The organism is Actinomyces oris (assembly GCF_001937445.1).
GTDB lineage: Bacteria > Actinomycetota > Actinomycetes > Actinomycetales > Actinomycetaceae > Actinomyces > Actinomyces acetigenes.
Genome location: NZ_MSKS01000030.1, coordinates 22,780 through 33,999 on the forward strand (window position 1 = coordinate 22,780; position 11,220 = coordinate 33,999).

Here is an 11,220-nt window from a genome sequence, read left to right on the forward strand (position 1 = left end):
GCGCTACTCGCCGTCCGACAGCATGTAGGCCTGAATCGCTCGGAACAGCTCAGGCGACAGCTCCACGTGGCCGAAGCATAGCTTTGGCGCTACCTCGCTCCAGCCCGGCAAGGTGCGCAGGACATCAAGCGGGACCTCTCGTACCGGTGTCTGCCACTCGATGTCACGTCGGTACGGAACGAAACCGGGAAACATCTCGTACTGGTAGACCTCGTCCCCGATGACCACTCCGCAGGCAGTGATCGCCTGACAAGGACGGCGTGACTTGAACTCCTGCTTCGGTGAGTAGTAGAGGATGTAGTCACCTCTCTCCATACGTCGAAGCGGTGCCTTCTTGCCATGGCACAGCTGGCAGAACCCGCCAGCCACCCCCAGAGCCACATGGTCCTTGGAAGCAATGCCAAGCCAGTATCTCAATGTGCTGTCCTTCGTTCTCGTCGTGTCGGGCTCAGCCTGCATGTCGGTGAGTGTCCGGCTGGCGGCTGGGGCTCAACCGGCCACTCACCGGCGTGATCGGCTCTGGTCACGATGCCTTCTCGTGAACGGTAATGGCGTAGCCGTCCGGATCGGCGAAGGTGAACGTCAGGCCGAAGGGGCTGGGAGCAGGATCGGCCAGGATTGCTGTTCCTGTGGCCTCGAGCGAGTCGTGCAGTTCCTGAACCGTGTCGCAGTGCAGCCAGAGTGCCACCCCGAGACCGGAACGGGGTGCCTCAGAGAGATCAACTCCAGGCAGGGGCTCGCGAACCGCGAAGGGGATCGGCGTTGTGGTGAAGAGGACGGCGCCAGGAGGTGATGCTGGGGCGCGGCGCAGTCCCAGGGCGTTCTCGTAGAACTCCGCGGAACGTTCGAGGTCGCTCACCTGTAGGGCGATGAAGTCGGGGCCGGTGACGGTCATGGAGATCTCCTCTCAGACGACGTATGTCAGGTTTCTGACATATCGAGAGTATGTCAGAATACTGTCATGAGTCAAGGCGACCCCCGGAACCTCCTGGGCTATCAGCTCAAGCATGTCCAGGCTGTGCTTCGAGCGCGTATGGACGAGGCCCTCCGACCTCTGGGACTGAGTGCTCCCCAGTACCTCTGTCTCGAGCTGCTCAGTCGTGCCCCGGGGGCCTCGACCTCCGACCTTGCCAGGGAGGCCTTCGTGACCCGTCAGACCATGAGTACGCTTCTGCGGAGCCTGGTTGACCGCGGGCTGGCTCAGCGTGCCGCCCAAGCATCTTCCGGCCGCGCGCTGCCTGTGCGACTCACCCCTGAAGGGCGGGACCTCCTCAGGGAGGCGTCGAGGGTGACGGTGGAGGTTGAGCGGGTCATGATTTCACCGCTTAGTGAGTCCCAGTTGCGCGCGGTACAAGAGGCGCTCTCGGTCTGCATCGCTGCTCTTGAGGAGTGAGTCCGTGAGTTGCGGGGTGGTGCTACCTGTCGCGCTGAGCCGGTGAGGCAGTAGGCTCACGGCAGGCCAATACCTGGGCAGAATCGAGAGAGGCGGCTATGACAATGACACCTGGGGCGCAGGTCCTGCTCAGGGTGCCGGCGAACCATCTCGACCGGCCAGCCTCTGCTTTCGAGCGGTTCATCTCGCTGCCCGCCATCCTCACTGGTGCGCGGGGTCGCGTGGCACGTGGAGGCCATCTCCTGGTCACCACCACAGAGGTCATCTTCGAGCCTCACGCCATGAATCTCAACAGTGAGCGAAGTCGGCTACGTATCCCCGTAGTAGAAATCCTTGCTGCACGCCCCAAAACCTTCATCCTCCACGTCACCGTCGTCATCTCAACCGCACGGGGAGGCGACCTGGAGTTCGTGACGTGGAGCAGGAGGAAGATCCTTGCGGCGATCCAGCAGGCGCGAGCCGCTCAAGGTCTGCCTCAGCTGATGTAGTAATATATCCAGCGTTATGTCAGGAACTCACGGCAGGCTGGTGAGATGACTACTCCGCAGTATCCAGGTTACCCAGACGACGGTTCCCAGTCCGGTGGCGTCCCCCAAGGGGCAGGTGCCCCTGACTACGCGGCGCAACCCGGTTACGATCCTCAGACCGGGGGTGCCCCGGGGTACGGGGCCGGCCCCGACCCTCGTCAGCAGCCCGGCTACGGCCCCCAGCCCGGTATGAGCGCCGGTGGAGGGATGCCCCCTTATCCTCCAGGTGCGATGGGCGGCGTGCCGCTGAGCGTCGGCGACGGCATGTCCTGGGCGTGGTCCAAGTTCAAGGAGAATGCGCTCATTCTCATTGTGGGGATGGGCCTGTGGACCGTTCTTTCGAGCTTCACCATTGAGGCTCACTATAATATCAACGGAGAGGAGCACGGTTTCGGCTTGGTGGGTCCCTCTGGAACCTACATCGCCTTCGCCATTGGCCTCTTCGCTAGTATCGTGACCACTCACATGGCGATCAAGGTGGCCACCGGGAGGCCCTTGGCCTGGGGTGACCTGTTCACTTTCCCGAACTTCGGTGCGAGCCTTCTCGCGGCTTTTCTCACTTGGCTCGCCACGTCCGTGGGCTCCTTCCTGTGTGTTGTTCCGGGCATTATCGCGGCCTTCCTCTTCCACTATTCGGTGTACTTCACTGTGGACAAGGGGATGGACGGCATCGCAGGAATGAAGGCGTCTTGGGCCACCCTGTCCAGTCATGTCGGAGAGCTCTTCCCCTTCGCCCTGACCGGAGCCGGCCTTTACCTTGTTGGCGTACTGACAGTGTTCGGCTGGCTGGTGACGGTCCCTCTGGTGATGCTCCTGTCCGCCTACTCCTACGTGCGCATCCAGGGTTACGACGTCGTCCGCTGACCTCATCTCTTCAGGCCCCCTCCGCGCCCCGCCAGCTCCAGCCGGCGGGGCGCGGACTCGTTGCGAGTCGAAGGGCGCACCCGCTCGGCTAGAGTGAGGCCGACGTCGCTCAACGCCGTCGTCGAGAACGATCCTTCCCCTCCCAAGGACCTTCGTGCCCCTGAGCCCCACCGCCCCCGACCCGCGTGGCGCGGACGAGCGCCCCGCCCTCATCCTGGCCAACCTCGGCACGCCAGCGGCCCCCACGGCCAGGGCCGTCCGGCCCTTCCTGCGGGAGTTCCTCTCCGACCGCCGGATCGTTGAGACGCACTCCCTCTTGTGGCGACCCGTCCTGGAAGGCATCATCCTGCGGGTGCGCCCTCGCGCGTCAGCGGCGAAGTACGCCACCATCTGGCGCCCCGGCGAGGAGACCAGCCGCTCCGGCTCCCCGCTCATGCACTACAGCGAGCGACAGGGCGAGCTGCTCCAGGAAGAGCTCGGCGAATCAGTCCAGGTGCGTGTCGCCATGCGCTACGGGCAGCCGGCCCTACGCCGCGTCATGGGTGAGCTCATGGAGGCCGGCTGCCACAGGATCGCCCTCATCCCGCTCTACCCGCAGTACGCGGCCTCCTCGGCCGGCACCGTCGTCGATGAGGCCGCCCGCTTCATCCTGGCCTCCCGCAACCAGCCCGAGCTGCGCACTATCCGCTCCTTCGAGACGGCGCCTGCCTACATCGAGGCCCTCGCCACCGCCCTGGAGCAGCACTGGCAGGTCCACGGCCGCCCCGACCCGGCCGCCGGCGAGCGCCTCCTGCTGTCCTTCCACTCCATACCCCAGGCCATGCACGACGCCGGAGACCCCTACCGCGCCGAGTGCGAGCGCACCGCCCAGCTCCTCTCACGGCGGCTCGACCTGCCCGAGGGACTCGCCGAGCTCACCTTCCAGTCCGTCTTCGGACCTGCCGCCTGGATCGGGCCGGCCACCATTGACACAGTCAGCGAGCCCGGCCGCGCCGGCTGCCCCCGCCTCGACGTCATCTGCCCCGGCTTCGTCTCCGACTGCCTGGAGACTCTCGAGGAGATCAACCAGCTCAACCGCGAGACCTTCACCACTGCTGGGGGCGGCAGCTTCCACTACGTCCCCTGGGGCAACGACTCCGACGGCGCCATCGCCACCCTGGCTCAGCAGGCCAGAAAGGTGCTGGCCGGCTGGATCTGAGCCCGGCGCGGCCCCCATGGCCGCAGCAGGCCGGGAAGTCGGTCTCAACACGAGAGACCACATGCCCTCACCGGGGAAGCTGATGCCCGGGGCGGTATGGTGACGCGAACAGTCCCGATTCTGTGAGGAAGTTGCCGTGCATCTTGAGTGGTGGTCCGTCCTGCCCTTCGCGGGCATGCTCGCCTGCATCGCCGTCCTGCCGCTGATCCCGGCCACAGCCCACTGGTGGGAGAAGCACTCCAGCCAGCTGATCGTCGCCGTGGGCCTGGGGGTGCCGGTGGCCGCCTGGATGTGGGTCGCCCTGGGCTGGCCGTCCGTCTTCGCGGCCGTGGTGGAGTACTTCCAGTTCATCTGCCTGCTGCTGGCCCTGTTCGTCGTCTCCGGAGGCATTTTCCTCAAAGGTGACATCCGGGCCACGCCCCGCAACAACACGATCTTCCTGGCCATCGGTGGAGTCCTTGCCTCCTTCGTGGGCACCACCGGCGCCGCCATGCTCCTCATCCGGCCCCTGCTGGCCACCAACAAGGAGCGCCACTACCGCGTGCACACGGTGCTGTACACGATCTTCATCGTGGCCAACTGCGGCGGACTCCTCACACCCCTGGGCGACCCGCCCCTGTTCCTGGGCTTCCTGCGCGGGGTGCCCTTCACCTGGACCTTCAACCTCCTGCGCGAGTACCTCTTCGTCAACGTCATGCTGCTGGTGAGCTACTATGCCCTGGACTCCTACTACTACTCCCAGGAGCCCGCCAAGGCCGTGCACGACGACGACACCGAGGTCGAGCCCCTGGGCCTCAAGGGCTCGCTCAACTTCGTCTTCTTCGCCGTCATCATCGCCGCCGTCGCCTTCGCCCCCTCCATCGACGCTCACGCCATCGAGGAGGGGCACGCCGCCCTGGGTGACTGGATCCCCGTGCGCGAGTTCATCATGCTCGCCTCCGCGGCCGGCTCTTACTTCCTGGGCAGCCGCGAGGCCCGCTTCAAGGACAACCAGTTCACCTGGGGCCCCATCGCCGAGGTCGCCATCCTGTTCATCGGCATCTTCCTCACCATGATCCCGGCCCTGCACTACCTCGACGAGGTCGCTGGCTCGCTGCCGCTCAACGAGGTCACCTTCTTCATCTTCACCGGGGGGCTCTCCTCCGTCCTGGACAACGCCCCCACCTACGCGACCTTCTTCGAGATGGCCGGCAAGGTCCCCCACCCCGGCGGCATGGACGTGGCCGGGATTCCCCACCTCTACCTCGTGTCCATCTCGCTGGGGGCCGTCCTGTGCGGTGCCATCACCTACATCGGCAACGGCCCGAACTTCATGGTCAAGTCCGTCGCCGAGTCCGACGGCGTCGAGATGCCCAGCTTCGGCGGCTACGTGGGGCGCTCCATGAAGCACCTGGTGCCGATCATCGCCGCCATGGTCCTGCTCTTCATCGCCCCGGGCCTCCTGTGGAAGATCCTGGGCGGAGTGCTCACCGTGGGACTGCTGGCGCTCGACGCCCGCCTGCTGTCCCAGTCCCGCCGCCTGGCCCTGGCTGACCAGACCGAGGACGCTGAGGGCTGAGCCGCCCTGCCCTCATGAGCCGTCTCCGGCCTCAGCGCGTTCCTGGGGCGGTGACGAAGTCAATGAGCTCCTCCATGCGGCCCAGCAGGCTCGGCTCGAGGTCCTTGTAGGAGCGCACCGTCGCCAGGATGCGTTGCCAGCCCCGGGCGATGTCGGCCTGGGTGGCGTGCGGCCAGCCCAGGGCCTCCAGGGTGCCGTGCTTGATGTCGGTGCCCCGCGGGATGTCCGGCCAACGCTCCAGGCCCACCCGGGCCGGCTTGACCGCCTGCCACACGTCCACATACGGGTGCCCCAGGACCAGCACGTTCTCCCCACCGGGCATCTCGGACACCCGCTGGGCGATCCGTGACTCCTTGGAACCGGCCACCAGGTGGTCCACGAGGACGCCGGCCCGCCGTTCGGGGGCCGGGCCGAAGTCGGCCATGACCTCCTCGAGGTTGTCGACGCCGTCGAGCATGAGGACGACGACGCCCTCGTGGCGCAGGTCGTCACCCCAGACCTTCTCCACCAGCTCGGCGTCGTGCTTGCCCTCCACCCAGATGCGCGAGGCGCGCGCCACCTTGGCCCGCTCGCCCTCGACCGCGTAGGAGCCTGAGGCCGTCAGTCGTCTCCCGGCGGCGCTCACCGCTCCGGTGGGCGTGCGCCTGCGCGCCACGGGCGGGTCCAGGATCACCGGGCGGCCCTCGATCCAGAACCCCGGCCCCAGGGCGAAGCCGCGGCGCACGCCGTGACGGTCCTCCAGGACCACGACGTGCTGACCGCCCGACTTCTCCACCGCCACCGCAGCCCCGACGAACCCGGTCTGGCGATCCTCGACCACCAGTCCCGGCGTCACCGGCACGTGCACCGACTCCGGGCGTATAGCGCTGGGCCCCGTGCGGTGCGGGTTGACCGACAGGACGTCCCCGCCGTAGCGGTCACTCGACGACGGCCTGCGGGCAACGGACCTGCTCACAGCCGCCCCACCGCGCGAGCGCGAACCAGCCGGGGCTCCCTGCGCCTGCTGCTTCTGCTCGGCCTCGGCGCGAGCCCTCAGGGCGGCGCGGCGGGCGGAAGTCGATCCGGGGACGGGGGAGCGGTACGGGGCGGGCGTGTTCACCCTCGGCACGGTAGGGGAAACTCACGGTCCGCCGGCGGTGGACCCGCCGGACCACAGCGTAGGATGGCACTCACGTGGGGTGAGTGCTAATCGCTGGCCGCACCCCACCGGTGTGCGGGCGGCCTGTCGCCCGGCACCGGCACTGATCGCGTCTCGGCACTGATGAGGGAGGAGGACCCGTGGCCAACGACCGACGTCTCAAGGTCCTGTCCGCCATCGTCACCGACTACGTGCGCACGCGCGAGCCCGTAGGGTCCAAGGCCCTCGTGGAGCGCTACCGGCTGGGCGTGTCCCCGGCGACCATCCGCAACGACATGGCGGCCCTGGAGGACGAGGGCTACATCCACCAGCCGCACACCTCGGCCGGGCGCGTGCCCACCCAGAAGGGCTACCGGCTCTTCGTCGACGAAGTCGCCCGCATCAAGCCCCTCTCGGCGCCCGAGCGGGCCGCCATCACCGCGCTCCTGTCCGGGGCGGTCGACCTGGAGCAGGTCGTGGCTCGCACCGTGCGGGCACTGGCCCAGCTGACCGGCCAGCTCGCCGTCGTCGAGTACCCGAGCCTGCGGTACGCGGCCCTCCAGCACCTCGAGCTCGTGGCCCTGGGGCCCGAGCGCGTCCTGCTGGTCATCATCACCGACACCGGCCGCGTCGACCAGCGCACCGTGACCCTCAGGCCCAGGGGCACTCTGAGCTCTCGCCATGACGGGGGCTTCGATATCGCCGACGTCGTCGACCCCCTCGTCCTGGAGCGCCTGCGCACCCGGCTCAACGGTGCTCTCGCGGGCCGCCGGGCCGCCGACGTCGCCCCGATCCTGGCCACCCTGGCCGAGCAGGCGTCCGCCGACGAGCGCCTCCTGCTCGAGGCCGTCTCCGACGAGCTCATCGCCGCCCTGCGCCCCGACGCGGAGGAGCGCCTCGTTGTCGCCGGGACCGCGAACCTGGCCCGCGCCACCCCCGACTTCTCCTCCCTGGGTCCGCTCCTGGACGCCGTCGAGGAGCAGGTGGTGCTGCTGCGCCTGTTCACCGCTGCCGACGACGCCCCGACCGGCGAGAACCGGATGCGCGTGAGCATCGGCTCGGAGAACAACGACGACGCCCTGGCCGAGGCTTCCGTCGTCACCGCCACCTACGGGCCGGGAACCGGTGAGGCCGTCGCCCACCTCGGGGTCATCGGCCCCACCCGCATGGACTACCCGGCCACCATGACCGCCGTACGGGCCGTGGCCCGCTACCTGTCCCGGTTCCTGTCCCCACCGGAGACGTGAGAACCGACCCGCCCCCAAACATCCACCGAAGAAGTCGTAGCCGTAAAGGAAGAACGCAGTGAGCAACTACTACGAGGTCCTCGGCGTCAGCCGTGACGCCAGCCCCGAGGAGATCAAGAAGGCCTACCGCAAGAAGGCCCGCCAGCTGCACCCCGACGTCGCCGGCCCCGGCCACGAGGACGAGTTCAAGGAGGTCTCCACAGCCTACGAGGTCCTCTCCGACCCCGATAAGCGCCAGATGTACGACCTGGGCGGGGAGGACGCCGTGCGAGGCGGCGGCGGATTCGGCGGGGGCTTCGCCGGAGCTGACTTCGGCGACCTGGGCGGCATCTTCCAGTCCTTCTTCGGCGGGGGAGCGGCCAGCCGCGGACCGGCCTCCCGGGCCCGACGCGGCCAGGACTCGCTCGTGGCCGTGGACGTGGAGCTCTCCGACGTCGCCTTCGGGGCGACCCGATCAGTACCCATCGACACCTACGTCACCTGCACCGCCTGCGAGGGCTCCTGCTGCGCGCCGGGCACCGAGCCGGTCACCTGCTCCCAGTGCAACGGTGTCGGCAACGTCCAGCGCATGACCCGCACCCTCCTGGGGCAGGTGATGACATCCTCACCCTGCCCGGGCTGCCAGGGCTATGGCACCGTCATCGTCACCCCCTGCAAGGACTGCTCCGGCGAGGGCCGCACCCGGGTGCGCCAGGACCTGGAGGTCTCCATCCCCGCCGGGGTGTCCACCGGGACCCGCATCCGCATGTCGGGACGCGGCGAGGCCGGCCCGGCCGGCGGCCCCAACGGCGACCTCTACCTGGAGATCCACGAGAAGCCGCACGAGTTCCTCGAGCGCGACGGCGACGACCTCTACACCGAGCTGCGCGTGCCCATGACCGCGGCCGCCCTGGGCGCCGTCTTCCCGCTGCAGACCCTCGACGGCGAGCAGAACGTCACCGTCAAGGCCGGCAGCCAGCCCGGCGACGAGGTCGTCCTCGACGGCCTGGGCGTGGGACGCCTGCGCCGCAAAGGCCGCGGGGACCTGCACGTGTCCATCGTCGTGGAGACCCCCACACGCCTGGACGACCGCCAGCGCGAGCTGCTGGCCGAGCTGGCCCGCCTGCGCGGGGAGGACGACGTCGAGCCCGTGCGCGACTCCAGCGTCATGGGCAAGCTCAAGGAGCGCTTCTCCGGGCGCTGAGCGCTACCTGGCGGCTGGGCGGCGGCTTGCGGACCGCCGTTCAGCTGCTGGCCGGCGGCTGGTCGGTGCGAGGTGACTCGGGCCAGTAGTGGGAGTCGGGGGTGGCCCGGGCCCCGAAGATCGCCTGGCCCACCCGCACGCAGGTGGAGCCGCCCTCGATGGCGGCCTCGAAGTCCCCGCTCATCCCCATCGACAGCAGCCCGTCGCCGACGGTGCCCGCCTGGAGGGCTGCGTCGCGCAGCCGGCGCATGATGCTGAAGCACTCGCGCACCCGTGCCTCGTCACTGGTGTTGGCGGCCAGGGTCATGAGCCCGCGCACCCGCAGCGAGGAGTAGGCCGGCAGCTCCGCGAGGAAGTCGGCGACGTCGGCCGGCTCCAGCCCGAACTTGCTGGGCTCGCCCGAGGAGTTGACCTGCACGTAGACGTCCAGGCCGCGCCCGGCCGCCTGGAGACGCCGGTCGAGGGCCTCGGCCAGGCGCAGGGAGTCCAGGGCCTGGAACTCGTCGGCGAAGGCGGCCACGTTCTTGGCCTTGTTCGTCTGCAGGTGGCCGATGACCGACCAGGAGATGCCCAGATCAGCCAGGTTCTCGCTCTTGCGCTGGGCCTCCTGGACCTTGTTCTCACCCATCTGGGTGATGCCCGCGGCGAAGGCGGTACGCAGGCGCTCCTCGGGGACGGTCTTGGACACCGGCAGCAGACGGATCTGGGAGGCGTCGCGGCCGGCGCGCTTCGCGGCGGCGTCGATTCGGGCGCGGACGGCATCCAGGTTGCGGCGGAAGTCCTCCACCGTGACGGCGGTGGTGTAGGCGGGGGTCGGGGACGACTGAGAGGCATGGGCGGCTGAAGGCTCGGTCATGGTTACCGACGCTAGCACCGCCGGCGGACACCGGTTGGATGCGGCCCGTAGGCTGGGGCCGTGACCGCACCCGTCTTTCTTTTCACGCCCGAGACCATTGAGCCCGCCGACGCTGTCGCATCGGCGGGGACCGGAACTGTCCTCATGCTCACCGGGCCTGAGGCCCGCCATGCCGTGACCGTCAAGCGCCTGCGTGCTCAGGAGCGCGTGGACCTCGTTGACGGTGCAGGCCTGCGCCTGCTGTGCGAGGTGACCGGGGCCGGCGTCGGCGGTGCCAAGGACCGCCTGGCCGTGCGGGTCCTGGAGCGCGTTGAGGAGCCCGAACCGTCGCTGCGGCTGGCCCTCGTTCAGGCCCTGGCCAAGGGCGGGCGCGATGAGCAGGCCGTGGAGACCGCCACCGAGGTCGGGGTGGGGCTGGTGCTGCCCTGGCAGTCCGAGCGCTGCGTGTCCGTGTGGCAGGGGGCCAGACAGGCTAAGGGGCGTCAGCGCTGGCAGGCCACCGCCCTCCAGGCAGCCAAGCAGGCCCGTCGGGCCCGCGTGCCCGAGGTTGAGGAGGTGCGGGACACCCGCAGGTTGGCCGACTGGGTGGGGCAGACGGTTCGCAGTGGGGGAGTGGTGCTGGTCCTGCACGAGGAGGCCAGCACCCCGATCAGCACCGCGATGGAGTCGGTGCGCCTGCCCGCGCCCGGACAGGCGCCCCTGGCGCTGGCCGTCGTCGTGGGGCCCGAGGGCGGTATCAGCCCCGAGGAGACGGCGGCCCTGGAGGCCGCCGGGGCGACGACGGTGCGGCTGGGCCCACATGTCATGCGCACCGCCTCAGCCGGCCCCGTCGCCCTGGCCGTCCTCGCCCACGCCAGCGGCCTGTGGGAGTGAAACCGTAATGGTGGTGAATATCGTGGTAGATGCCGGAGTTAAGGATGAACTGAAGCGACTGGCTGACGAGCGTGGAATCAGTGTGGATGCCGTCATCCGTGAACTGCTTGCCCTCGAGCGCCGAGATGACCGGTTCACTAAGCTGCGCAAGGCAATGGAGTCGAACCCGCCCGACGACTCATACATGGAAGAACTACGCGGCTGGGAGTCTGAAACCTGGGGTTGAATTATACTTCGTTTGCAGTCATTTTAATGTAATGATGAGATTGCGTTATCTGCCTTCAGGTGGATATTGTTGTTATGTTGAGGCTTATTCACAGCGTCCGTCGAAGGTGCTGTGACCTGCGCAGATGCCAGTGTCGGCTAGCCCTGTGAATAAGCCTTGAGGCTTATTCATGGGGTGT

General features: G+C 68.3%; 13 protein-coding genes. 9 read left to right on the forward strand and 4 right to left on the reverse strand.

The genetic code is table 11. From position 1 onward, the window contains the following. Positions 1–3: 3 nt before the first annotated feature. Complete coding sequence (locus BKH20_RS09565; protein ID WP_075390864.1) at positions 4–459, reverse strand: EVE domain-containing protein; 456 nt, start codon at positions 457–459, stop codon at positions 4–6. Between the two features lie 64 nt (positions 460–523). Continuing rightward, positions 524–895, reverse strand: coding sequence for a VOC family protein (locus tag BKH20_RS09570; RefSeq protein WP_075390865.1), 372 nt, complete (start codon positions 893–895; stop codon positions 524–526). 138 nt (positions 896–1,033) lie between these two features. On the opposite strand from BKH20_RS09570, the gene BKH20_RS09575 reads away from it, so the two are divergent. From BKH20_RS09575 to BKH20_RS09595, 5 genes are all read left to right on the forward strand, one after another. Then, positions 1,034–1,393: a MarR family winged helix-turn-helix transcriptional regulator gene (locus tag BKH20_RS09575; RefSeq protein ID WP_256693125.1), complete on the forward strand. Its 360-nt coding sequence runs from the start codon at positions 1,034–1,036 to the stop codon at positions 1,391–1,393. Between the two features lie 98 nt (positions 1,394–1,491). After that, positions 1,492–1,881: a hypothetical protein gene (locus BKH20_RS09580; RefSeq protein WP_256693123.1), complete on the forward strand. Its 390-nt coding sequence runs from the start codon at positions 1,492–1,494 to the stop codon at positions 1,879–1,881. A 45-nt stretch (positions 1,882–1,926) separates the two neighbouring features. Beyond that, on the forward strand, positions 1,927–2,784 hold the full coding sequence (locus BKH20_RS09585) for a hypothetical protein (protein WP_256693124.1): 858 nt from the start codon (positions 1,927–1,929) through the stop codon (positions 2,782–2,784). A 154-nt stretch (positions 2,785–2,938) separates the two neighbouring features. Beyond that, a complete protein-coding gene (gene hemH, locus BKH20_RS09590) occupies positions 2,939–3,982 on the forward strand; it encodes a ferrochelatase (RefSeq protein ID WP_075390868.1) in 1,044 nt (347 codons plus the stop codon). 136 nt (positions 3,983–4,118) lie between these two features. After that, the gene (locus tag BKH20_RS09595) at positions 4,119–5,540 is read left to right on the forward strand and encodes a sodium:proton antiporter (protein ID WP_075390869.1); all 1,422 of its coding nucleotides are present in this window, start codon (positions 4,119–4,121) and stop codon (positions 5,538–5,540) included. A 31-nt stretch (positions 5,541–5,571) separates the two neighbouring features. Here BKH20_RS09595 and BKH20_RS09600 read toward each other — a convergent pair whose 3' ends face one another. Continuing rightward, positions 5,572–6,648 carry a DUF3097 domain-containing protein gene (locus BKH20_RS09600; RefSeq protein ID WP_075390870.1) on the reverse strand — a complete coding sequence of 359 codons (1,077 nt, stop codon included), beginning with the start codon at positions 6,646–6,648 and terminating at the stop codon, positions 5,572–5,574. 170 nt (positions 6,649–6,818) lie between these two features. Between BKH20_RS09600 and hrcA the strand changes: the two genes are divergently transcribed. Both hrcA and dnaJ read left to right on the forward strand, forming a co-directional pair. After that, entirely contained in the window at positions 6,819–7,904 is a 1,086-nt protein-coding gene (gene hrcA / locus BKH20_RS09605; RefSeq protein WP_075390871.1) for a heat-inducible transcriptional repressor HrcA, read from the forward strand. 58 nt (positions 7,905–7,962) lie between these two features. Then, complete coding sequence (gene dnaJ / locus BKH20_RS09610) at positions 7,963–9,087, forward strand: molecular chaperone DnaJ (protein WP_075390872.1); 1,125 nt, start codon at positions 7,963–7,965, stop codon at positions 9,085–9,087. A gap of 40 nt (positions 9,088–9,127) precedes the next feature. Here dnaJ and BKH20_RS09615 read toward each other — a convergent pair whose 3' ends face one another. Beyond that, complete coding sequence (locus BKH20_RS09615) at positions 9,128–9,943, reverse strand: YggS family pyridoxal phosphate-dependent enzyme (protein WP_075390873.1); 816 nt, start codon at positions 9,941–9,943, stop codon at positions 9,128–9,130. Positions 9,944–10,003: 60 nt separating this feature from the next. Between BKH20_RS09615 and BKH20_RS09620 the strand changes: the two genes are divergently transcribed. Both BKH20_RS09620 and BKH20_RS09625 read left to right on the forward strand, forming a co-directional pair. Continuing rightward, entirely contained in the window at positions 10,004–10,816 is an 813-nt protein-coding gene (locus BKH20_RS09620; protein ID WP_075390874.1) for a 16S rRNA (uracil(1498)-N(3))-methyltransferase, read from the forward strand. Between the two features lie 13 nt (positions 10,817–10,829). After that, on the forward strand, positions 10,830–11,042 hold the full coding sequence (locus tag BKH20_RS09625) for a hypothetical protein (RefSeq protein ID WP_143224986.1): 213 nt from the start codon (positions 10,830–10,832) through the stop codon (positions 11,040–11,042). The last annotated feature ends 178 nt before the right edge of the window (positions 11,043–11,220 follow it).

What these genes read in the sequence shown, in the direction of transcription:
- BKH20_RS09580 (WP_256693123.1), top strand. Translation starts at nt 1,492, where the DNA reads ATGACAATGACACCTGGGGCGCAGGTCCTGCTCAGGGTGCCGGCGAAC.
- BKH20_RS09575 (WP_256693125.1), top strand. Translation starts at nt 1,034, where the DNA reads ATGGACGAGGCCCTCCGACCTCTGGGACTGAGTGCTCCCCAGTACCTC.
- BKH20_RS09615 (WP_075390873.1), bottom strand. Translation starts at nt 9,943, where the DNA reads ATGACCGAGCCTTCAGCCGCCCATGCCTCTCAGTCGTCCCCGACCCCC.
- BKH20_RS09570 (WP_075390865.1), bottom strand. Translation starts at nt 895, where the DNA reads ATGACCGTCACCGGCCCCGACTTCATCGCCCTACAGGTGAGCGACCTC.
- BKH20_RS09585 (WP_256693124.1), top strand. Translation starts at nt 1,927, where the DNA reads ATGACTACTCCGCAGTATCCAGGTTACCCAGACGACGGTTCCCAGTCC.
- BKH20_RS09565 (WP_075390864.1), bottom strand. Translation starts at nt 459, where the DNA reads ATGCAGGCTGAGCCCGACACGACGAGAACGAAGGACAGCACATTGAGA.